The sequence below is a fragment of the Streptosporangium sp. NPDC051022 genome, assembly GCF_040683035.1.
Classification (GTDB): Bacteria; Actinomycetota; Actinomycetes; order Streptosporangiales; family Streptosporangiaceae; genus Streptosporangium.
In genome coordinates this window covers 116320-137268 of record NZ_JBFBCF010000010.1, presented here as the reverse complement: position 1 = coordinate 137268, position 20949 = coordinate 116320, and the positions used below count along the sequence as shown (strand labels likewise).

The 20949-nt window shown below is 72.5% G+C and carries 19 protein-coding genes and 1 pseudogene; 5 read left to right on the top strand and 15 right to left on the bottom strand.

Annotation, left to right across the window (positions count from 1 at the left end):
- Positions 1-27 precede the first annotated feature (27 nt).
- The 6 genes from AB0N02_RS18880 to AB0N02_RS18855 form a co-directional block, all read right to left on the bottom strand.
- Positions 28-1422, bottom strand: a complete 1395-nt coding sequence (locus tag AB0N02_RS18880) for an FAD-dependent oxidoreductase (protein WP_363947845.1) — start codon at positions 1420-1422, stop codon at positions 28-30.
- Entirely contained in the window at positions 1412-1633 is a 222-nt protein-coding gene (locus AB0N02_RS18875; RefSeq protein WP_363947842.1) for a ferredoxin, read from the bottom strand. The genes AB0N02_RS18880 and AB0N02_RS18875 overlap by 11 nt, the downstream gene beginning before the upstream one ends.
- A gap of 199 nt (positions 1634-1832) precedes the next feature.
- Positions 1833-3221: an amino acid permease gene (locus tag AB0N02_RS18870; RefSeq protein ID WP_363947839.1), complete on the bottom strand. Its 1389-nt coding sequence runs from the start codon at positions 3219-3221 to the stop codon at positions 1833-1835.
- 239 nt (positions 3222-3460) lie between these two features.
- Complete coding sequence (locus AB0N02_RS18865; RefSeq protein ID WP_363947836.1) at positions 3461-4318, bottom strand: enoyl-CoA hydratase-related protein; 858 nt, start codon at positions 4316-4318, stop codon at positions 3461-3463.
- Entirely contained in the window at positions 4315-5829 is a 1515-nt protein-coding gene (locus AB0N02_RS18860; protein WP_363947833.1) for an AMP-binding protein, read from the bottom strand. Before AB0N02_RS18860 ends, AB0N02_RS18865 begins: the two co-directional genes overlap by 4 nt.
- The gene (locus AB0N02_RS18855; protein ID WP_363947831.1) at positions 5826-6482 is read right to left on the bottom strand and encodes a TetR/AcrR family transcriptional regulator; all 657 of its coding nucleotides are present in this window, start codon (positions 6480-6482) and stop codon (positions 5826-5828) included. The genes AB0N02_RS18860 and AB0N02_RS18855 overlap by 4 nt, the downstream gene beginning before the upstream one ends.
- Before the next feature lie 105 nt (positions 6483-6587).
- Between AB0N02_RS18855 and AB0N02_RS18850 the strand changes: the two are divergent.
- A pseudogene (locus AB0N02_RS18850) lies at positions 6588-6794 on the top strand (helix-turn-helix transcriptional regulator); the annotation flags it as partial.
- A 170-nt stretch (positions 6795-6964) separates the two neighbouring features.
- On the opposite strand, the gene AB0N02_RS18845 reads toward AB0N02_RS18850, so the two are convergent.
- From AB0N02_RS18845 to AB0N02_RS18835, 3 genes are all read right to left on the bottom strand, one after another.
- Positions 6965-7525 (bottom strand): DUF4142 domain-containing protein, encoded by a 561-nt coding sequence (locus AB0N02_RS18845; RefSeq protein ID WP_363947828.1) that lies wholly within the window; start codon positions 7523-7525, stop codon positions 6965-6967.
- Positions 7526-7665: 140 nt separating this feature from the next.
- Positions 7666-8145 (bottom strand): nucleoside deaminase, encoded by a 480-nt coding sequence (locus AB0N02_RS18840; RefSeq protein ID WP_363947825.1) that lies wholly within the window; start codon positions 8143-8145, stop codon positions 7666-7668.
- Positions 8146-8199: 54 nt separating this feature from the next.
- A complete protein-coding gene (locus tag AB0N02_RS18835; RefSeq protein WP_363947823.1) occupies positions 8200-9093 on the bottom strand; it encodes a LysR family transcriptional regulator in 894 nt (297 codons plus the stop codon).
- Positions 9094-9225: 132 nt separating this feature from the next.
- On the opposite strand from AB0N02_RS18835, the gene AB0N02_RS18830 reads away from it, so the two are divergent.
- The gene (locus AB0N02_RS18830; RefSeq protein ID WP_363947820.1) at positions 9226-10065 is read left to right on the top strand and encodes an LLM class F420-dependent oxidoreductase; all 840 of its coding nucleotides are present in this window, start codon (positions 9226-9228) and stop codon (positions 10063-10065) included.
- Here AB0N02_RS18830 and AB0N02_RS18825 read toward each other — a convergent pair.
- Together AB0N02_RS18825 and AB0N02_RS18820 are read right to left on the bottom strand one after the other, a co-directional pair.
- Positions 10044-11225, bottom strand: a complete 1182-nt coding sequence (locus AB0N02_RS18825) for a cation diffusion facilitator family transporter (RefSeq protein WP_363947818.1) — start codon at positions 11223-11225, stop codon at positions 10044-10046. The genes AB0N02_RS18830 and AB0N02_RS18825 overlap by 22 nt on opposite strands.
- A complete protein-coding gene (locus tag AB0N02_RS18820; RefSeq protein WP_363947816.1) occupies positions 11218-11583 on the bottom strand; it encodes a metalloregulator ArsR/SmtB family transcription factor in 366 nt (121 codons plus the stop codon). The genes AB0N02_RS18825 and AB0N02_RS18820 overlap by 8 nt, the downstream gene beginning before the upstream one ends.
- Positions 11584-12110: 527 nt before the next feature.
- Between AB0N02_RS18820 and AB0N02_RS18815 the strand changes: the two genes are divergently transcribed.
- The 3 genes from AB0N02_RS18815 to AB0N02_RS18805 all read left to right on the top strand — a co-directional run bounded on the left by AB0N02_RS18815 (position 12111) and on the right by AB0N02_RS18805 (position 15109).
- A complete protein-coding gene (locus tag AB0N02_RS18815; RefSeq protein ID WP_363947813.1) occupies positions 12111-12956 on the top strand; it encodes a protein phosphatase 2C domain-containing protein in 846 nt (281 codons plus the stop codon).
- Between the two features lie 76 nt (positions 12957-13032).
- A complete protein-coding gene (locus AB0N02_RS18810) occupies positions 13033-14100 on the top strand; it encodes an LLM class flavin-dependent oxidoreductase (RefSeq protein ID WP_363947810.1) in 1068 nt (355 codons plus the stop codon).
- A gap of 109 nt (positions 14101-14209) precedes the next feature.
- Positions 14210-15109 (top strand): MBL fold metallo-hydrolase, encoded by a 900-nt coding sequence (locus AB0N02_RS18805; protein WP_363947807.1) that lies wholly within the window; start codon positions 14210-14212, stop codon positions 15107-15109.
- Here AB0N02_RS18805 and AB0N02_RS18800 read toward each other — a convergent pair.
- The 4 genes from AB0N02_RS18800 to AB0N02_RS18785 are packed head-to-tail and all read right to left on the bottom strand — an operon-like array spanning position 15087 to position 20942.
- Positions 15087-16052 carry a hypothetical protein gene (locus AB0N02_RS18800; protein WP_363947804.1) on the bottom strand — a complete coding sequence of 322 codons (966 nt, stop codon included), beginning with the start codon at positions 16050-16052 and terminating at the stop codon, positions 15087-15089. The two genes, AB0N02_RS18805 and AB0N02_RS18800, sit on opposite strands and share 23 nt — an antisense overlap.
- The gene (locus AB0N02_RS18795; RefSeq protein WP_363947801.1) at positions 16052-17296 is read right to left on the bottom strand and encodes a hypothetical protein; all 1245 of its coding nucleotides are present in this window, start codon (positions 17294-17296) and stop codon (positions 16052-16054) included. The genes AB0N02_RS18800 and AB0N02_RS18795 overlap by 1 nt, the downstream gene beginning before the upstream one ends.
- Positions 17287-19902: a hypothetical protein gene (locus AB0N02_RS18790; protein WP_363947798.1), complete on the bottom strand. Its 2616-nt coding sequence runs from the start codon at positions 19900-19902 to the stop codon at positions 17287-17289. Before AB0N02_RS18790 ends, AB0N02_RS18795 begins: the two co-directional genes overlap by 10 nt.
- 11 nt (positions 19903-19913) lie before the next feature.
- The gene (locus tag AB0N02_RS18785) at positions 19914-20942 is read right to left on the bottom strand and encodes a hypothetical protein (protein WP_363947795.1); all 1029 of its coding nucleotides are present in this window, start codon (positions 20940-20942) and stop codon (positions 19914-19916) included.
- Positions 20943-20949 lie beyond the last annotated feature (7 nt).

Sequence of the window (20949 nt, the reverse complement as noted above, 5' to 3'; positions counted from 1 at the left end):
AAGGTTCTCGGTGGAAGGCGCCCGCTGTCAGGCGCGGGCCGGGGTGAACTGGAGCCTGCGCTCGCTGGGCGAGTAGCCGCTCAGCGTCACGGTCGGTCCGTGGGTCGGCAGGGAGGGGTCGGGGAAGTCGGCGGGCACCGGCCGCGCGCCCTCGGGGCGCCTGTCGACACCGGGGAAGTCCGGCGGGAAGGGCGCGGCCGACTCGATGAGCCTGCGGTAGAAGTCCAGCCACTTGGCCTGGTCGAAGGCGACCGCCGCGATGACGCGGCCCTGGTACCCGTAGGCGGCGACGAAGCGGTTCTCGCCGAGCGCCCCCTGGGTGACGACGAGTTCCTCGCCCATCGGCGGCACGCCGATCGACTTGATGTTGACGCCGAACTGGGCGGACCAGAAAGCGGGCACCCACAGGTGGGGGCGGCGGTCAAGCCCAGTGTTGATCATGTTGTGGGCGGCGACCTCGGCCTGCGCGACCGCGTTGCCCCAGTGCTCCAGGGAGAGGAACTGGTACCCGAAGAGCGGATGGGGGGACCGGGCGACGTCCCCGGCGACGAAGACGTCGTCGGTGACGATGCCGTGAACGTCGAAGGCCCGGCACCCGGCGTCGCAGGCGATGCCTCTCGGGCCCGCGGCGAGCCCGGAGCCGGTCAGCCACTCGGTGTTGCGCATCGCGCCGAGTCCGATCACCGCCACGTCGACGTCGAGCGCGGTGCCGTCGGACAGGTGGGCGCGCCTGAGCCGTCCGGCCATGTCGCCTTCGAGCGAGGTCACCGTGATGCCGCAGCGCAGGTCCACGCCGTGCTCCCGCTGCAGGCGCGCCGCGACCGCGCCGATGACGCCGCCGAGGGCTCCCACGAGAGGGGCGGGGCCGCGTTCGGCGACCGTGACCTCCAGCCCCCGCTCGCGGCAGGCGGAGGCGATCTCGGAGCCGGTGAACCCGGCCCCGACGACGAGCACCCGGCGGGGGCCCGCGCTCAGCCGCCGGTTGAGCCCCGCGGCGTCGTCGCTGGTCCGCAGGACGAAGACCCCGTCCAGCGTGGCCTCCGTCTCCTTGATCCAGGGGCGGGCGCGGGCACCGGTCGCGATCAGCAGGCGGTCGTACTCGACCTCCTCGCCGTCCGCGAGACGCACCCGTTTCCCGGCCAGGTCCAGCCCGGTGGCGGCGACCCCGAGCAGCCAGCGCGCGTCGAGTCTCACCCGCCGCGGCAGCGCGGTGTCGTCCGCCGCCGTCCGGCCCAGCAGGACCTGCTTGGACAGCGGTGGCCGGTCGTAGGGCTCGTGCGGCTCGTCACCGATGACGGTCAGCGATCCGGTGAAGCCCTCCTCGCGCAGTGTCTCCGCGGCCCGCAGGCCCGCCAGCGAGGCGCCGACGACGACCACCCGCCCCTGGCGGCGGAACGCCTGCGCGGCGGCGTCAGCCGGCATGGGTCCCGGTCTCCTCGGCGTCGGCCCGGTCGACGGTGATGGCCTGCACCGGGCAGGCGGCGACGGCCCTCATGACCTGTTCGCGGTGCGCCTCACTCGCACGGGGAAGGTACATCAGGGCCTCCTCGCCGTGCATGGTGAAGACGTCCGGCGCCAGGAAGGCGCACTGGGCGTATCCCTCGCAGCGGTTGAGATCGACGACAAGCCTCACGGGAACCCTTGCCCCTTCGACGCCCTGCGACGGGCACGGTCATCACACGGCCATCAGGTGATGCTCAGCCTAGGGCGGTGACCTGCGAAAACAACATCCGCAATCACCGTGTTGCGGCTTTTGGCACTGTCTTTGCCGCCGCCCTCCCGGCGGGTGGGCGGCGGATCGAGGACGGCCGCGGTTCCGCGGAGCGGACGTCTCAGGAGACCTCCAGGGAGTCGACGACGGGCGGGACCGTACGGCCCAGCCGGGCCCGGACCGCGTACGCCGCCAGCGTCACGGCCAGGATGACGGCGACGCCGAGCACGACGGGCCCGACGCCGGGAGAGGTGGCGACGGCGAGCAGCGCGGCGCCCAGCAGCGCGAGCACGGCCCAGCTCAGCCACGGATGTCCCCACATGCGCACCGTCAGTGTCGCGGGATCGGCGAGGGCGCGCAGCCGCAGCTGGCTGACCGCGATGAACAGGTACAGCACCAGGGTGAGCAGACCGGAGGTGTTCAGCAGGAAACCGAAGATCGCCTCCGGGTCGAGCAGGCCCGCGGCGGCCAGGATCACCAGCCCGGCGCAACCGCCCGCCAGGATGGCGAGGGCGGGCACGCCCGACGACCGCACCCGGGCCAGCGCCGAGGGCGCGTCTCCCCGCTCGGCGAGGGACATCAGCATCCGGGAGGAGCCGTACAGCCCGGCGTTCAGGATCGACAGCACCGCGACCAGGACCACCCCGCTCATCAGGCCCTTCGCGCCCGGGACGCCCAGGGCGCCGATGGCCGCGGCGAAGGGGCTGTCCTCGCCGTTGGCCGGAACCTCGTTCCACGGCACGATCGCGACGATCAGGAAGACGGAGCCGACGTAGAAGAGCAGCACCCGCCACACCACCCGGACGGTCGCCCTCGCGACCTCCCTGGCGGGCTCGGCGGACTCGGCGGCGGCGATCGTGACGATCTCCGCGCCGAAGTAGGAGAAGATCACCGTCACCAGCGCGGTCAGCACGGCGGTCCAGCCGTGCGGGGCGAACCCTCCGTGGCCGGTCAGCGTGGACAGGCCGGTCCCGCCGTGCGGCCACAGGCCGACGAGGTACAGCGTGCCCACGGCCAGGAACCCGACGACGAGGGCGACCTTGAGCGAGGACAGCCAGAACTCGGTCTCGCCGAACACCTTCACCGAGATCAGGTTCGCCACGGTGAGGGTCAGCAGCAGGGCCGGTGCCCCCAGCCACACCGGCAGGCCGGGGACGATGCCCGAGACCAGCTTGGCGCCGGCGACCGACTCGAACGCGATCGCCACGACCGTGAAGTACCAGTAGCTCCAGCCGACCAGGAATCCCGCCCAGCGGCCCAGGGCCAGTTCCGCGTAGCGGGAGAACGAGCCGCTGGTGGGATGCGCCGCGGCCATCTCCCCGAGCATCCGCATCACCAGGATGACGATCACGCCGCCCACGGCGTAGGCGACGACTGCGGCGGGCCCCGCCGTACCGATCACCGCGCCGCTGCTGACGAAGAGGCCGGCGCCGATGACGCCGCCCAAACCGATCATTGTCATGTGCCGCCGCCGCAGTCCGCGGTGGAGCGCTGTCTCGCCTTGCGCCATCGATGCTCCTTGGTTTCGTGGCCCCCGAGCCGGTTTTCGGGCATGGCAGGTTCCGGGCGCACCGGGGCGTCCGGGGCCGCCCGCCGCCGTGGGGCGGGCGGTGGAGAAGGGACGAAGGAGGTGCAGAGGGGTTCGAAGGGGTTCGAAGGGGATCGGAGAGTGGGCGGAGGAGGTGGACGAGAGTGACGGACGGTCCGAGCGGGAGAGAGCGAACGGACGAGGCGGGGGCGGGCCCCGGGTCAGCGGCCTCTGAAGGCGGGGCCGCGCCTCTCGGTGAAGGCGTGCAGCCCCTCGGCCAGGTCCTCGCTGCGCAGGCAGGCGAGGGATCCCTCGGTCTCCAGGGCGAGCATGCCCTCCAGATCCAGCTCCCAGGTCCTGCGCAGGTGCTGTTTTATCAGCCGGACCGGGACCGGCGCGGCCGATCCGATGGTCTCGGCCAGGGCCGTCGCGGTGGGGAGCAGGTCGTCGCCGGGGACGACGCGGCTGACCAGACCGGCGGCGAGCGCCTCGGCGGCGCCGATCCGCTCGCCCGCCAGCAGCAGGTCGACGGCCCGGCCGTGTCCGACCAGGCGGGGCAGGAAGTACAGGACGCCGTTGGTGGGGTACAGGCCGCGGCGCACCTCCATGAAGGCGAACTCCGCCTCGGCGGCCGCGATCCGCAGGTCGCTGGCTATCGCCAGCTCGGCCCCGACCCCGACCGCGATCCCGTTCACCGCGGAGATGACGGTCTTCGGGTAGTCCACCAGTCGTCTCGTGACGTTCTGGAAGCCCTCGACCACCGCGGCCATGTCGGCTTCGGCCGTACCGGACAGGCGGGCCGCGGTCTCGGCCAGGTCGACGCCCGCGGAGAAGGCGCGGCCGTGCCCCGTGAGGACCACCGCGCGCACGGTCTCGTCGTGTTCGGCCTCGTCGAGGGCCGCGCCGAGCTCGGCGAACGTCCGGTCCCTGAAGGCGTTCAGCACCTCGGGGCGGTCGAAGGTGACCACCAGCGTGGCGCCGCTGCGCGCCGTCCGGATGTCGGCCGTGCCCTCCCCTCCTCGCGCCGGTCCGTCCCCGTCCGCCGCTGGGGCGGGGGTGTCCTGCGGCTGCCCGGTCATACTGCCTCCTGTCTCGCGTCGTATTCGTTGTCACGTCCCGTGGGCAGCAGATACTTGGCGATCCGCTCCGACGGCGTCATGGGGAACTCCTCGACGTACTCCACGAAGCGCGGCACCTTGAAGCCGGCGAGCCGCTCCCTCACGAACGCGATCAGCTCCTCGGGCGGTACGGCGGCGCCGACCTGCACGAACGCCTTGACCTCCTCTCCCCGCAGTTCGTCGGGCACCGCGACCACGGCGGCGGCGCGGACGGCGGGGTGCCGGGTGAGGGCCGCCTCGACCTCGGCGGCGGCGATGTTCTCCCCGCCGCGCCGGATCATGTCCTTGCGCCTGCCGACGAGGTGGAGGTGGCCGCGCTCGTCCCGGTGGCCGAGGTCGCCGGTGTACAGCCGGCCGTCGCGGATCCGTTCGGCGGTCGCCTCGGGGTTGTTCCAGTAGCCGAGCATCATCGGGCTGCCGCTGACGACGATCTCGCCGTCGACGAGCTCGACGTGCTTGCCGGGCACCGGAACGCCGATCGCGCCGCTGCCCACGCAGGTGTCGTCGTCGATCGGGACAGCGAGGTCGACACCGGTCTCGGTCATGCCGTACGCCTCCCGCCAGGGCGCCCCCCACCGCCGCTCGAAGGCGGCGTGCAGTTCGGCGACGATGCCCGAGCACAGCACCAGCCGTACCCGGTGGTCGCGGTCCCGCGGGTCCTCCGGTTGCCGGAGCAGGTAGACCGGCATGGTGCCGAGCAGGTAGAAGAACGTGACCCCCTCCTCGCGTACCGACCGCCAGAACGTGGAGGCGGAGAACCTGGGCAGGATCACCAGGGGGATGCCGGCCATCAGGCACAGCACGGTGTTCCACTGCGGGTCCATGTAGGAGAAGGGCTGCGTGGTCAGATCCACGTCCCCGGGCCCCACCCTGACGAGCCCGGCCGCCAGTTCCGCCAGGCGCAGCCAGTATCCGTGGGTGAGCATGCATCCCTTGGGGAAACCGGTCGTCCCCGAGGTGTACTGGAGGTTCACCAGGTCGTCGGGGCCGACCGGCGGCAGTTCGAAGGACGGCGAGGCTGCGGCCGACTCGGCTCCGGCGTCGAAGGCGCCGGGGACCGTCCGGCGCGCGGGGCCCGCGTCCGCCGGGTCCAGGAGCCCGACCTGCCCCACCGGGGTGCCGAGGAGCGCCAGCGCCGCCTCGGCCGTGCCCGCCAGCGCCAGCACCGCGCCCGAGTCCCCGATCACGTGGGCGAGGTCGTCGCTGCGGTAGCCGACGTTGAGCGGTACGGCGACCGCACCGAGCTTGCCGACGGCCAGCCAGGCGACGGGAAAGCCCGCGCCGTTGGGGAGCATCACCGCCACCCGGTCGCCCCGGCCGACGCCCCGGGCGCGAAGCACGTTGGCCAGCCTGTTCGTCCGTTCCTCCACCTCGGCGACGGTGGTGGTGACGCCCTCGAAGCGCAGCAGCGGCCGGTCTCCGGCGACCGTGGCCCGCTCCCTGAGCAGGTGGCCCAGGCCGGCGGCGCTCACCGGCCGTCCCGGCCGGGACGGCTCGTGGTGAGGTCGAACATGACGGCCAGCTCCGCGGCGCACCCGGCGAGGTCGACGGCCTCCTCGTCGAAGACCCACTGGAGCATGACGCCGTCGATGGCGCCCTGGATCGTCGCGGCCAGGGTACGGGGGGTGAAGTCGCGGAACTCACCGTCCTGCTGGCCCTGGCGCAGGATCGCCTCGAGGTGCCGCCTGCAGGGGTCGTAGGCGGTCGCGTTGAAGGCGCTCTTGGCCTCGGTCGTCCCGAAACTTCCCCAGATGTCGACCATCGTGACGAAGTTCTCCCGGTGCTCGGCCATGAACGCGAAGCTGGCCTCGACGTAGCCGCGGAGCTTGGCGCGGGCGCCGGTCCGCTGTTCGACCCTGGACCTGATGAACCGGTTCGACTCCGACAGCAGGGCGTTGACGATCTCCTCGATCAGCTCGTCCCTGCCGTCGAAGTGGTAGGAGATCACGCTCTTGCTGATTCCGACCTCGTCCGCGATCCGGGCCAGCGACGCCTGCGCGAGCCCCGCGCTCGCGATCGTCGTGATCGCGCTGCGCACGATCTGGCGTCTGCGCGCCTCCTCGATGAACGTGGACTTCTTCCTGCCCGGCGATTTCCGTCCGTCCGGAATATTTTTCGACCGCATGGCCTACATTTAGGCCGTACGGTCTCGTCATGGCAAGTGGCCTGCGCGAACTCTCTGGTTTTCCCTACTCCGTGAAGCTGGTGCGCCATGGATGATCTTCCCCCGCTCCGCCCCCGCGAGAGGGAGGTGCTCGCGCTCATGGCGGAGGGCTGCTCGAACGCCGAGGTCGCGGCCCGGCTCCACCTGTCCGCCGGCGCCGTCGAGAAGCACGTGTCCAGCGTGTTCGTCAAGCTGGGCCTGCCGCCGACCTCGCCCGGGAACCGCCGGGTCCTGGCCGTCCTGCGCTATCTGGGCCGTCCGGCGGCCCCCTGACCACTCCCCCTCTCCCCCTCGACTCCCCCTCGGCCCCCTCGACCGGCCCCGGCCCGCTCACGCGGCGACCCGGCCGGGGAGTCGTCCCCCGGCCGGGCCCGCGGGCGATTCGGCCGGCCCCCGCCTCCGTCAGGGACGTTCCGGAGCAGGGCCCGCCGCGCCACGGCCCGTCAGCGGGTCGGCGTGACGCCGTGGGGCGGGGCGGTGTGCGGCGACTTGCCGCCGCCGTGGATCTGCTGCAACAGGTCCAGGTGTCCCTGAATGACAGGCTTGGCGTCCGAGGCGAGCTTCTTCACCTCGGGAGAGGACCCCTCGCGCAGCTCCTTGTTGATGTTGGCGAGGAACTGCCGGTGACCGGCGATCTGCGTCCGCACCCAGGCCGAGTTGAAGGCCGCGCCGTTCAGCTTGGACAGCTTTTCGAGGCCGGAAGTCTGCTTGGACCCCGGCTTCTCGGGCAGCTTCACGCCGACCTTCTCGGCCGTCTGCTTGATCTGGGAGTCCAGCTGGGTGTGGTCGGCGACCAGCTTCCTGGCGATGGCTTGGATGGACTGGTCGCTCGACTTCTTCTCGGCCAGCTGCGCCGCCTGGATCTCCGCCAGGTTGGACCGGTGAGCCTGAGCGAGGAACGCCTTGTCATGCTCGTTGAGTTTGGGCTTGGCGAGAGCACCGCCGGCGACGCCTCCTACCACGACGAACACGACGGCCAGCAAGACCATGATCCTTCGAATCATCGAAACCTCCGTCGATCGATTCTTGGACGTAATTAGGACTTTCTCCCCATATGCACCGATATTCACCGAGTTAACAACGGATATCAACAAATGCTGTCAAAAGTTCTGTAGAGAGGTGTACCCAGACGCCCCCGCCCCCATCAGGGGGAGCCGTGGAAACGGCGGTGCAGGTCGCGCACCCGCTCCGCCAGGGCGGGAACCGGCCCCTCGACCTCCAGACCGGGGACGACCTCCCCGATGGGCAGGGCCCGCACGGGAGGCGCGGGAACGCCCAGTTCGGCGAGCCAGGTCACCAGCTGTTCCGAGGAGCTCACGTACACGATGCGGCCGAGCCCGACCCACCCGTGCGCGGCGGCGCACATCGGGCAGTGCTCCCCCGAGGTGAAGACGGTCGCCGCCGCCCGCTCCCCCGGGGTCATGTTCGCCGCGGCCCAGCGCGCCAGCTCGAACTCGGGATGGCGGGTCGCGTCGCCGGAGGCCACCCGGTTGTGGTCCTCGGCGAGGACGGTCCCGTCGGCGGCGACGAGCACGGAGCCGAACGGCTCGTCGCCCGCCTCCAGCGCCTCGGCCGCCAGCTCCACGCAGCGGCGCAGGTGCCTCAGATCGGTCTCGCTCACCATGACGGCCTCCCCGTTGTGCTCGTGCGATCTTCACCGCAATGCTAGGCCGCCCGGCTACCGGGGCTCCGCGGCCGGCGCGCAGGCCTCGACGAAGGCGGCCACGGCCCTGCGGCGGTCGTCCGTACGCCAGACGACGGCGAGCTCGCTGGGGGACAGCCCGGTGACGGGGCGGCAGACGATGTCGTCACGCCGGTAGATCTCGGCGTTGCCCGAGGACAGCAGGAGCACCCCGCGGCCCGAGGCGACCGCCTCCAGCGCCTCGTCCGCCGTCTCCGCCTCCGCCGCGACGCGGGCCGGACGTCCGCGCAGGTCGGCGGCCAGCCAGAAGTCCCGCAGCGCTCCGGCGGCCGCGGGGAGCGCCACGAACGGTTCGTCGAGAAGCAGGGCGAAGGGGATGACGGGGCGGTCCGCCAGGGGGTGGCAGGAGGGAAGCGCGATCCAGCGGTCCTCCGTGACGATCACCCTCCAGGAGAGGTCACCGGTCTCCGGAACCGGCAGCCAGGCGATGGCGACGTCGGTGTCCCCGCCCGCGAGACCGGTCGTCGGGTCGTTCCACGGGACCTGGCGCAGGAGGATCCGCCAGCCGGGAGCCAGCCTGCTCATCCGGGAGGTGGCCAGATGGATGAGCCCGCGCCCGATGCCGGTCTGGAATCCCACCGTCAGGACCGCCGCCTGCGCCGCCGCCGCGTCGGAGACCGCGCGCCGCGCCTCCTCCCAGTCCTCGACGATCCGCCGGGCGCGGGGCAGGAGTGCCTCCCCCGCCGACGTCAGGACCACCGTCCTGTGGCCGCGCTCGAACAGGGCGGTTCCGAGGGAGATCTCGAGACGGCGGATCTGCTTGCTCAGCGCGGGCTGCGAGATGAAGAGCCTGTCGCTCGCGGCCTTGGTGAAGCTCAGCTCCTCGGCGACGGCGACGAAGTAGCGCAGGTCCCGGACGTGGACATCCATAGCCGAAGGCTATGACAGCAGATCTTGGACATGCGACCGGAGCCTGTCCGACGATGAGCGACGCGGGCACCGCGCCCGGCCTCCCCCGCGACGACCGTCCGCCGCCCGGCAGGCGGACAGACAGGAGATTTCATGGAGCTCGGCGTCAACGGCCTCAACGCGAAGGCCGCCATCGCACCGGAGGAGACCGTACGGCTGGCCCGCCTGGCCGAAGAGCTGGGATACCGGTCGTGGTGGGCCGGAGAGCACGTCGTGCTGCCCAGCCCCAGGACCGAGGCGTCGCCGATGGAGCCGACCGACCCCGTCCTCGACCCGCTGGTGCACCTGGCCTACGTCGCGGCGGTCACCGAACGGCTGGAGCTGGGCACCGCGATAGTGATCCTGCCGCAGCGCAACCCGCTTGTCCTGGCCAAACAGGTCGCGAGCCTGGACGTGCTCTCCGGCGGCAGGCTGCTGCTCGGGGTCGGCGCCGGATACCTCGAACCGGAGATGACGGCGGTCGGCGTGCCGATGGCCGGGCGGGGCGAACGCACCGACGAGTATCTCGACGCGATGCACGCCCTGTGGACCCAGCGGGCACCGGCCTACCGGGGCAGGTATGTGGCCTTCGACGGCGTGGACGCGCACCCGAGGCCGGTGCGGGCGGACGGGCCCCGCGTCGTGGTCGGCGGCCACAGCCCCGCCGCCTTCCGGCGCGCGGTCTCCCGGGGCCACGGCTGGTTCGGCGTCGCGACCCCCGACGAGCTGGCCGGTCATCTCGAAGGGCTGCGCAGGGCGGCCGAGGAGGTCGAGCGTCCCGCCAGGCTGGGGCGGCTGGAGATCATCGTGATGCAGATCCCCCCGGTCGACGCCGACACGGCCAGGCGGTACGCCGATCTCGGCGTCGACCGGCTCATCGTCTATCCGCTGCCGATCGAGGACCCCGCGGAGGTGGCCGCGTTCCTGGAACGTCACGCGGAGCTGCCGCGCTGACCACCGTCCCGCCCCTCGTCCCCTGCCAAGCCCGCCCCACCTCGGTGGGTCGGGCCGTGCGGGTCGGCGCAGTGGGCCTCGGCGCCGCCGATGGTGAGCAGCCCGGCGGGCGCGTGGTCGACCTGCATCGTGGTGTGCTCGATACCGTACTCGTCGTGGACCATCCGCTCGGCGGCGGCGCGTACGGCGTGGCAGTCGGCTCCCGGCTCGACCAGGATGTGCGCCGACAGCGCCGCGTAGCCCGAGGTGACCTCCCAGATGTGCAGGTCGTGAACCTCGACGACGTGTTCGAGCGCGGCGGTCCTCCGGCCTATCTCCGCGGGGTTCATCCCGGCGGGGGCGGCCTCCATGAAGACCCGGCCCGCGTCGCGGACCAGCCCCCATCCGGCCTTGAGCATCAGCGCCGCCACGATGAGGGCGGCCACGGCGTCGGCCCTGCTCCAGCCGGTCAGCCAGACGACGGCCCCGGCGACGGTGGTCGCGATGAAGGCGTACAGGTCGTTGAGGATGTGCTGGAAGGCGCCCTCGACGTTGAGGCTCGACCGGTTGGCCCTGCTGAGCAGCCAGGTCGCGGCGAGGTTGACCACGATTCCGGCCAGTCCCGTCACCACGACGTACACGCCCTCGACGGTGGGCGGCTCGATCAGCCGCCGGACGCCCTCGTAGACGAAGTAGGCGCTGAGCAGCAGCAGGGTGATGCCGTTGATCTGCGCCGAGACGATCTCCGCCCGCTTGAGGCCGTAGGTGAAGCCTCCCTGCGGGGGCCGTGCCGCGATCCGCATCGCGATCAGCGCGAAGACGATCGCGATGGCGTCGGTCAGCATGTGCCCCGCGTCGGAGATCAGGGCGAGCGAGCCGGCGGCGAAACCGACGATCACCTCGGCCACCATGAAGCCGGTGATCAGCACGAGCGCGCCGGTCAGGTAGCGGCGATCGGCCTCGGCGCTGACAGCGTGGCCGTGCCCGTGGCCCTGGCCCTGGCCGTGCCCGTGGCCCCGGCCGTTCTCCCGGCCGTGACCGCCTCGCCGCCGGACCCCGCCGTCCCGCCCGCCGCCCGGCTCGTGCCCGCTGCCCGGCCCGTGCCCGTGCTCGTCGTGTCCCGGCCCGTGGCCGTTTTCACCGAGGTTCCCGCTTTCGTCCCGGGTGGCGGCGTCAGACATCGTCGTGCCCCATGTGGGTGATGGCCAGGTCGAAGAGCATCCGCACGTGGGAGTCGGCAAGGCTGTAGTAGGCCATCCGTCCGGCTCTGCGGACCCTCACCACCCGGTGCGCGCGCAACAGCCGCAACGCGTGCGAAGCGGCCGACATGCTCTGCCCGGTCGCCGCCGCGAGGTCGCACACGCATAACTCGCCGCCCTCCAGCAACGCCGCCATCAGCCGCAGTCGTCCGGGGTCGGCGAGCAGGGCGAAGACCTGGGCCAGGTCCTGCACCGCCTCCTCGGAGGGCAGCGCCCGCCGGACCGACGAGACACGCTCCGCGTCCACCGTCGGCACCGAGCATTCGTCAGGGTCCGCCACCGCAACACTTGAACGATCTCTCATATGTTCAACTTAGCATGTATCCATTGTGAGTCGCGTCACACGCCCCGCGGCGGGAGGTACGGGCGACACCCGCCTCGCGGCGGTGACGACCATCCCGCAAGGCGGACAATGCCCACAAAACGCCAGAATGCGCCCCACGCTCCTAAAGCAGGAGATAAAACCGGGTTATGTCACATTAATAATTAGTTTTATGCTGGCAGTAAACCCGCCCACCAGCCTCCACGTCGGTTTGACATGTGCACCATATGCCACAACAGCCAACCGATTCCGGATATCGAGTGATTCGCCTGAATTGTGAGTAATGCCTACTTCACTGCCCGAGAGGACGCCGGTCCTCCACTACGGACCGGGGACCGGCCCGCCGGCGCCACGCGTCCCCCTGCCACCCCTGCCACCCCTGCCGTCCCGGCCGGCAATCGGTTGATCGTCCCCGTCCGGGCCACGGGGGGCGCCTCCCCGGTCACGGACACGGTCTGACATCGGATCGAAGAGAAAGTACGAACGTGAAGCAACTCCACGCGAAGCCACGGTTCATCCCGTCGGGCAGGGTCCTCGACCCGCTCATCATCGGCGACGAGCCGATGACGCGCCCGGTCACCGGCGCGATCCCGGACGTGACCGGGAAACGGCCCGACAGCGAGCTGGACGGGGCCGACCTGCCGGGCCTGGTCGTCAGGGCGGCGTCGGTCAGGGGGGACGCCCATCGCCGCCGCGGTACCCCGCGCCAGGACTCGATGGGACTGTGGCAGATCGACGACACCCGGCTCCTGGCGTGCGCCGCCGGCGGGGTCGCGGACGCAGAGCTGTCGCACGTCGGATCGGCGGAGGCCTGCACGGCGGCCCGCCGTGCTCTGGCCGGCCTCCTGCGCCACGTGGAGCGCGGGGCGCCGGTCAAGCACTTCTTCGAGGACGTCGCCGACGACCTGCGGGGGCGGGCCGAGCGCGACCGGGTGCCCGTCGAGGCGCTGCGCACCACCCTGCTGACCGCGATCATCGACATCGGCGAGCAGTGCGCCCACGTGGCGCGGATCGGCGACGGCGGCGCGATGATCCTGCGCGGGGGCGACTGGTCGCCCTGCCTGCCCGAGGAGACCGGGACGCCCCACGCGCTTCCCGGGGACACGGGACACCTGGAGACCGCGACGGTCGACCTCGGGGAGGGGGACATGCTGCTGCTGTGCACGGGCGGCCTCGCCGGTCCGATGCGCGGCGGGCAGGTGAGCGACCAGGCCTCGGCCTGGTGGGCACAGGCGACGGCCCCCTCACTTCCCGAGTTCTTCTGGCAGCTCAGCTTCAGGGCCGAGTCCTACGACGCCGACCGTACGGCGATATGCGCCTGGCGGCTCTGAGCGGCCCCTCCGTCCAAAGTCCTGGAAACCCCCGCTAAGCGGAATAAACCTCCGCTTAGCGGGGGTTTCCGCCTTCATGGCTGAAGACACCATCCGTGGCGTGGCGCGCGGCTCCGCCGAGGTCCCGCTGTCGATCCTGGAACTGGCCGTCGTCGGGTCGGGAGTGACCCCGACGGAGACCTTGCGTGCCGGTACCGAGCTCGCCAGGCGGGCCGAGGCGTGGGGATACCACCGGATCTGGGTGGCCGAGCACCACGGCATGCCCTCCGTGGCCAGCTCGTCCCCCGCCGTGCTGATCGCCCATCTGGCCGCCGCGACCACGACCATCAGGCTGGGATCCGGCGGCGTGATGCTGCCCAACCACGCCCCGCTGATCGTGGCCGAGCAGTTCGGCACCCTGAACGCGCTGCACCCGGGCCGCATCGACCTCGGGCTCGGCCGGGCGCCGGGCACCGATCCGGCCACGGCCAGGGCACTGCGCAGGCACGGCCTGGACGCCGACGACTTCCCCGAGCAGCTGGCCGAGCTGACCGCCTTCCTGGACGGCTCGTTCCCGGCCGGCCATCCCCTGGAGCGGGTCGTCGCCATCCCCAGGTCGCCCGAGGCCGGACGGCCGCCGATCTGGCTGCTCGGCTCCAGCGGCTTCAGCGCCCAGCTCGCCGGCATGCTCGGCCTGCCGTTCGCGTTCGCCCACCATTTCAGCGCGGCCAACACCCTTCCCGCGCTGGAGCTGTACCGCTCCCACTTCGAGCCCTCCGGCGTGCTCGACCGGCCGTACGCGCTGATCGGCGTCTCCGCCGTCGCCGCGGACACCTCCGCGCAGGCACTCCGCCTGGCCCGCTCGGGCGCGCTGTCCACGCTCAGGCTGCGCCGCGGGGTTCCCCAGCCGGTCCCCACCCCCGAGGAGGCCGAGGCCTATCCCTACAGCCCGGTCGAGGAGGGCTTCGTCCGCGACCACCTGTCCAACGTGGTGTTCGGTGATCCCGCCGAAGTGCGGGAGGGGCTCGACGAGCTGCGCAAGCGCACCGAGGCCGACGAGCTGATGATCGCCACGATGGTGCACGGCCCTGCCGACCGGATCCGCTCCTACGAGCTGATCGCCCAGGCCTACGACCTGCCCGGCGCGATCACCGGCGCGGGCTGACGTCCCCCTTTCCGGCTCCTCCCCGGCACGGTGTCCGCCGCACCTGGCCCGGGGAGGTTAGCGTCTGTTCCCGTACGGGACTTCGCACGAGGCGCCGGAGGAAAACCGCGTGAACGATCTGCCGATCTGCCTGACCTGCGGCGTGCAGTACGCCGCTCCCCGCGAGGACTGCCCGATCTGCCTGGACGAGCGGCAGTACGTCGGCTGGCAGGGACAGCGGTGGACGTCGCTGGAGGAACTGCGCGCCTCCGGGCACAGATCGATGGTCGCCGAGGAGGGCCCCGGTGTGATCGGCGTCGGCACCGATCCGGCGACCGCCATCGGCCAGCGCGCGCTGCTGGTCCGCGCCCCCGGCGGGAACGTGCTGTGGGACATGGTCACCTATCTCGACGACGACCTCGTCAGGCGGATCCGCGAACTCGGCGGGATCAAGGCCGTCGCGATCAGTCATCCGCACTTCTACGGGACGATGGTGGAGTGGGCGCACGCCTTCGACGCGCCGATCTACATCCACGCCGACGACCGTGAGTGGGTGGCGCGCCCCGACGACTCGATCGTGTTCTGGGAGGGTGAGACCCACGAGATCGCGGAGGGCCTCACCCTGATCAACGCGGGCGTGCACTTCGCCGGCGGCCAGGTGCTGCACTGGCGCGACGGTGAGGAGGGCCGGGGCGCGCTGCTGTCCGGTGACATCCTCCAGGTGGTGGCCGACCGGAGATGGGTCAGCTTCATGTACAGCTACCCCAACCTGATCCCCGAACGCCCCGGGACGATCCGCCGCGCCCTGTCGCTGCTCGCGCCCTACGACTTCGACCGCGTCTACGGCGGCTGGTGGAAGCGGATCGTGCACACCGGGGGTGCCGACGCGGTACGGCGCTCCGCCGAGCGCTACCTCGCCTTCGCCCTCGACGACGACCGGGAGGGACCTCGGAACGACCGGGAGGGACGCCGGGGGGAACGTCAGGGGGGAGGCGACCCCGGCGGGGCTACGGCCGGTCCGCCCAGCTGACGAGGGCCCTGGCCTCCTGATACGTCCCGCGGTGCCGCTCCACGGCCGCGCCGAGCGCCCGATCGACCTCTCCCAGCCGCTGGTCGATCTCGGACAGCGCACGGCCCACCTGCTCGGCCCCCGGCCAGGGACCGGGCTCGCCGGCCACCGGGCGGTCCGCGGTGACGGCCTGGAACAGCGCCCGGTCCGCCTCGTGGTATGCCCGCAGCGCGGAGAGCCGGTCGGCCCCGCGGGAGCGCAGCTCCTCGAACCCGGCGACCGCCTCCTCCAGGGCCTTCCTGTCCTTCTCCGCCCGCTCGCGCTCGGCCGACAGCGCCCGCTGCGCCCGCGCCGCCTCCTCCACGAACCGCCGGGTCTCCGCCGAAAGCAGCCCGCGCTGTTCCTCGGTGAGGATCAGCAGCTCGTGGGAGGCGTCCCTGAGCCTGTCCTCCGCGTCGGCGGCCACGCCCACCGCCGTCATGCGGCCCTCCAGTGCGTCGCTCTGGGCCCGCATCGTCTCCAGTTCGGCCGCGAGCCGTTCGAGCCGGTCGATGTCGTCGAGACGGGTGCGCAGCGTCCGGTGCTCGGCCTCCAGCATCCGCAGCTCCTCCTCGTCCCGCCTGCGTCCCTGGAGGTTGGCGCGCTCCCTGGCCACGATCTCCCTGAGCCTGCCGAGTTCGAGCTGCCGGTCCCTGGCGTGGTCCTTCACCGCCTCCCCGGCCATGGCCAGGTCCAGCAGCCCGGAGACCTCGCGTTCCAGCGCGTCCACCCGCGCCAGGGCCTCGTCGAGCACCACGACGCACTCGAACGCGGTGAGGTCGTCGGGGCTCCCGGTCACCCGGAGGACTTCGACGGCCCACGCGAAGGACCAGTTCAGCGCGGTGAGGGCGGCCAGCGGGCCGGTTTCGCCCGCCGCCCGCGCGACCATCTCCCTGGCACCGCCGTACGGCGGGGGCGTCGTCATCACGTTCCTCCTGTGCTCACCGGATACATGTGTGAGGGGCCGCCGCCGGCCGGAGCCAGCACGAGCGTTCCCCGGCCGTGCCATGCGGGCAGGAACGCCACGTGGTACGGCCCCGCGCCGGGCCGGACCTCGGGCGGCGTCAGGCGCCGGGACCCGCCCGCCGGGTCCGTGACGACCAGCAGCGGCCTGCCGGTCCCGTACGGCGTGGCCTCGACCACCAGGGAGGAGCCCTCCACCTCCGCGAAGGGCGCCGCCGGCCGCAGGTCGGGACCGGCCAGCGGTACGGCGATCTCCCGGAGACCGTCCGCGGTGAGGCGGTGCGCCAGCAGCCCCACCCGGGCGATCCGGTCGTCGACGCACCCGATCCGCCCCTCGGCGATCAGGAGGGCGCCCAGTGCCGCGGCACCGGGTTCCAGCACCTGGGTGCGGCCCTCATGCCCCGGCCCCGCCGGTCCCAGCGCGTCGGTCACCGCCTGGCGGACGAGGGGGAAGGCGCCCAGCGTTCCCGCCGTGACGACCTGCTCGGCCGGCAGCCGCAGGCCGGGAACCGCCCGGGCCAGGGCGGCCGTCTCCCGCAGCAGGTGCGCGGCGAAGGGCGCGAAGGCGGTTCTGAGCTGGGCGACCGTCACCTGCCCGCCGTGGTCGGTGTAGACGGTCGCGTCCTCGAACCTGGTGCCGCCCCACGCCCTGCCTAGCACCGTCTCGGCCCGGGACGCCCCGCGCTCGCGCATCGCGGCCTGCGCGGAGGCGGGGACGCCCGTGGCGGCGGCGAGCGCCCGCTCGAAGGCGTCGGCGCCGAAAGGGAGGTCCGCGGCGCTCTCCAGCGGTCTCACACCGGTTTCCGACACCTCGCACACCGCCAGGCCCGTCGCGTCCGCGTGCACGTCGCACACCAGGTAGCGGCCGGAGGTCGCGCGGCCGTCCCGCCACGCGGCGGCCACCGCCAGGCACAGCAGCCGGTCCACCGCGACGACCGACACGCCCGGCAGCCCGCGTAGTGCCCGCAGGAGCGTCTCGTGTTCGCGGGCTCCCCGGCGACCGCCGTCGAACCAGGTGCCGGGGGCGGCGACGGCGACGGAGGAGGTCCCTCCCCGCGCGAGCGGGTCCGCGAGCCCCGTCCGGCTCTCCTCCTCGGCGACGCGGCCGGCCGGGGTGCGCCGGACGATCCTGGTGGTCCCGCCTGTCATGTCGGCGCCGACGGCGCCGACGGTACCCCTGCCACCGTCCGTCTCCCTCACCTCCATCGGGTCAGCCTGGAGAGGAAGGACCGCGGCCGTCTGGTCCTGTCCCGCTCGCCGGATTCCGCGATGCCGGTCAGGCGGGAGAACAGGTCACGCTCGTCGCCGAGTCTCGCGACGATCCGCCGGTCCAGCGGGGGAAGGTCCTCGATCATCCCGCCGGTGAACCAGGCGGCCCGCTCCTCGGCCTCGTCCGGAGCCATCTCGTGGACGAGGCTCAGGGCGCGGTAGAGCAGGAAGCCGAGCACGACGACGTCCCGTTCCGGAAGCCTCCTGTCCGAGGTCCGCAGGGCCCAGACGGCGAGGTCGACGGGGTGGCCGTCGGCGAGGACCGCGGCCAGCGACTCGGCGACCTCCTGCAGCGAGGCCCGTGCGCCGATCTGCGCCAGACGCCTGAGCCGGTTCTCGCGGTTCGGCCGCGCGGCGGGCGCGGTGACGTCGGCCCCCGGCGCGGCGCGGGGCCTGTCCGGCCGCCGGTCGGCGGGCGCGCCCCCCTCGGGCTCCAGGGCCGCCCGGGATCGCTCCGGCCGCCGGGTGGCGGACGCCCTCTCCTCGATCTCCGGGGCGGCGCGGAGACCTCGCGTCCGGCCGGAGCCGGAGGCGCCGCCCCCGCGGAGGAGCCTGGGCGTCCCCCGCAGCAGGCCTCGCAGCGGCTCCCAGTCCAGCCCGGGGATCCCGGTGAGTTCCCTCGCGAGTTCGCGCAGCGGGTCGTCGCCGGGACGTTCCCGCCACGGTTCGAGATGGGCGGCGAGCCGGTCGGCCAGAACGGTGTGGTGGCCTCTCAGCGCGTCGGTCCGCCACACCTCGGCGAGGGCGCGGCAGTACCGGCTCCAGCCGGGGCGGTCGTACTCCGCGTTCCCGGCCATGGCGTCGAGGAAGCGGGGCCTTCCTCCGAAGAGCAGCAGCAGGGCGTCGATCTCCGCCCGTGAGGCGGCGTCGTCGACCTCCAGCTCCGTCAGCGACCGCGCCCAGGCGGAGCGCTGTTCGCGGTCGAAGGAGCGCTCGGCGGCGAGCTCGGTGAAGGCGCCCAGGACGAACGGCAGGCAGCGGCGCCGCGCCGCCTCGCGCAGCAGCCGCATGAGGTAGGCCTCCCCCGCCTCCAGCAGGTTTCCCAGGCTCAGCTTGCCGACGGGCGCGCCCCCGCGGTCGCGCAGCACCACCTCGAACGGCGTGAGCACGTCCTCCAGGCGGCCTCCCGAGCCCAGCCAGTCGAGCCACTCCCCGATCCGCCGCGGGGCGGCGTCCAGTTCCTGGAGGAGGAGTTCGTAGACCAGGGGAGGCCAGGCGCGCGCGGCCCGGGCGAACGGGCCGTCCGGGTCCGTCCCCGGTCCCGCGTGCCGCCGCAGCAAGGCGGCGGCCGACCGGACGGGCACCGGGGGCCGCAGCAGGGGGACGAACAGGTCCTCGGGAAGCCCGTGCCGCCCGGCGAACGCCACGTACTCCGCCACCCGGTCCTGCGCGTCCCCCCGGAGCATGTGGGACAGGGCGGCGTCGCCGAGCGCCGCCCCCAGCCGGGGGTCGTCCTCGCCCCAGCAGGCGCCGAGGAGAGCGAGGTCCGCGGGGTCGGCGAGCCCGACGAGGAAGAGCAGGATCTCCCGCCACTGCTCGGAGGTCAGCACCTCCGACCGGCCCCGCTCCAGCAGCCGCCGCACCTCGGCGGGCTCCGCCGAACCGTCCCGCACCCCGCGCAGCACCCGCAGGGGCGCGTCCATGTCCCCGAGGCTCTCCCACACGTAGTACCACTCGTCGGCCTGTCCCCGGTCGTGGCGTGCGGCGAGGTGGCCGATCACCTCGGTGAGGGAGACTCCCCGGGAGAACAACGCCTCCAGCCGGTCGCGGTAGGCGAGGGCGCGCGGCGAGGTCTCCGGTATCTCGGGGATCTCCGAACGCCAGTCCAGCGTGGTCCGGTCCGCGCGCGGCCTGCGGCTGAAGCAGATCCGGATCCGGCCGGAGGCGCCGCCCTCCATCCAGGTGGCGGCGCTGTAGGCGGTCCGCAGCCCGTAGGGCAGCAGCGACGCCACGGCGTCGAGGAAGCGGAGCCTGTGCTGGGCGCTCAGGTCGCACTGGACGATCGTGACGGGCCCGTCGAGCAGGAGCGCCGCGGCGGCCGTCACCCGCCCGCGGCCGAAGCCCCTCACCTCCTCGGCCATGACCTCGGCGTCGAGGGGGGCGACGTGGAGGACGAGTTCCCTGCCCGTCCCCCGCAGCTCGTCGGCCTGCGACTGGGTCTCGGGCCAGGGCAGCCGCACGTCGCCGAGCGCCCGGAACAGCTCGGCGTAGGAGACGGGCTGGTCGCGCAGCTGACGGTACGGCACGCAGAAGTAGCTGATCCTGGCGATGTCACGGTTGGTCCCGTCCACCTGGTCGGACCACTCGTGCAGCGCGACCCCCAGGTAGGGGTCCCCGTTGCGGGGGACGTAGTTGACGGTGATCCAGGGCAGGGCCTCGGTGCCCTGCCGGGTGGCCGGAGGCGTGCCGGGGGTGAACCGGCCCAGGAGCGTCTCGAAGTTCTCCGGCGAGAACACCCCCCTGCTGGAGCCGATCACCCCGTACTCGGCCCGGCTGAGGGGCACCTTGCCGTGCAGCGCCCATCCCACATCGAGTCTGGCCATGGCGTGTCACCTCAGCGCGGCTTGACGGCGAGTCGCTTCGCCAGCCAGAGAACCGGTTCCAGGACGTTGATCGGCCTCACCGGGCCGCGGATCCTGGCCTTCCCGTCGGGGCCGACGACGACGTTCTGGAAGTCGCGTTCCATGAAGCGTCCCGAGGGCCCCACGTGGAAGCCGACGGCCGAGGTGACGAAGTAGGCCACCCGGTCGGGGTGGAAGTTGTTCTCGATGGCACGCCGTACCAGGTCCGCGCCGCCGTCGTGGGTGATCGAGCAGAGTTCCCTGAACGCCTCGGCCGCGTCCTCGTCACGCACCCGGGGCAGCATCTCGTCGGTGTCGTCGACCGAGCGCAGCCCCCTGCTGCGGATCCTGTCGTAGACGGTCTTGTGGTCGAACTTGGTGACGCAGACGGCGAGGTGCTGCGGCAGGTAGCCGTCGGTGAAGCCGCGCTGCTCGAAGGAGCGCTGCTTGAGCCGTTCGAGCGTCCGGTTGAAGAAGCGGAACGCGTCGCCCTTGTCCGCCTCGCGGACCGGGTCGTAGAGGTAGACGATGCCTCCCTGCCCCGCCAGGTGGTTGAACAGGACCTCGTCGTCGTCCCGGTCGGGTTCCTCGCCGAAACCGAGCTCGTCGCCGTCGCGGGCCGGGGTCGTCGGGACGCGGTCGAACATCCCGCCGCCCACGTCGAGGAGGTCCAGGTTCACCTCGAGGGTGACCTCCTCGGTGATCTCCCGCCCCCAGCGCCGCCCGGCGGGCACCTCGGCCCTGCCGATCAGGCTCCAGCGGAACGGCTTGATCGCCACGGTGGCCGGCGGGAAGACGCGCTCCTCGACCAGGCTGTGGGTCTGGTCGACGAGGAAGTCGGTGGCCTCGTCGTCGGTCCCGACCAGCTTCCAGCGGCTCTGGCTGCGCATGGCCGCGATGTTCAGCGCGGCCAGGAAGGTGGTCTTCCCGCTTCCTATCGGCCCCCACATGCCGATGTCGTGCATGGAGGCGCGCCTCTGTGCCTGGGGGTTCTGCGGCGCCGGGCCGCGGTGAAGCTTCATGGATGCC

Coding starts and splice junctions, on each gene's coding strand:
- AB0N02_RS18830 (WP_363947820.1), top strand. CDS start 9,226: ATGGAGCTCGGCGTCAACGGCCTCAACGCGAAGGCCGCCATCGCACCG.
- AB0N02_RS18790 (WP_363947798.1), bottom strand. CDS start 19,902: ATGGCCAGACTCGATGTGGGATGGGCGCTGCACGGCAAGGTGCCCCTC.
- AB0N02_RS18825 (WP_363947818.1), bottom strand. CDS start 11,225: ATGTCTGACGCCGCCACCCGGGACGAAAGCGGGAACCTCGGTGAAAAC.
- AB0N02_RS18845 (WP_363947828.1), bottom strand. CDS start 7,525: ATGATTCGAAGGATCATGGTCTTGCTGGCCGTCGTGTTCGTCGTGGTA.
- AB0N02_RS18835 (WP_363947823.1), bottom strand. CDS start 9,093: ATGGATGTCCACGTCCGGGACCTGCGCTACTTCGTCGCCGTCGCCGAG.
- AB0N02_RS18810 (WP_363947810.1), top strand. CDS start 13,033: ATGGCTGAAGACACCATCCGTGGCGTGGCGCGCGGCTCCGCCGAGGTC.
- AB0N02_RS18795 (WP_363947801.1), bottom strand. CDS start 17,296: ATGGAGGTGAGGGAGACGGACGGTGGCAGGGGTACCGTCGGCGCCGTC.
- AB0N02_RS18865 (WP_363947836.1), bottom strand. CDS start 4,318: ATGACCGGGCAGCCGCAGGACACCCCCGCCCCAGCGGCGGACGGGGAC.
- AB0N02_RS18840 (WP_363947825.1), bottom strand. CDS start 8,145: ATGGTGAGCGAGACCGATCTGAGGCACCTGCGCCGCTGCGTGGAGCTG.
- AB0N02_RS18800 (WP_363947804.1), bottom strand. CDS start 16,052: ATGACGACGCCCCCGCCGTACGGCGGTGCCAGGGAGATGGTCGCGCGG.
- AB0N02_RS18855 (WP_363947831.1), bottom strand. CDS start 6,482: ATGCGGTCGAAAAATATTCCGGACGGACGGAAATCGCCGGGCAGGAAG.
- AB0N02_RS18870 (WP_363947839.1), bottom strand. CDS start 3,221: ATGGCGCAAGGCGAGACAGCGCTCCACCGCGGACTGCGGCGGCGGCAC.
- AB0N02_RS18785 (WP_363947795.1), bottom strand. CDS start 20,942: ATGAAGCTTCACCGCGGCCCGGCGCCGCAGAACCCCCAGGCACAGAGG.
- AB0N02_RS18880 (WP_363947845.1), bottom strand. CDS start 1,422: ATGCCGGCTGACGCCGCCGCGCAGGCGTTCCGCCGCCAGGGGCGGGTG.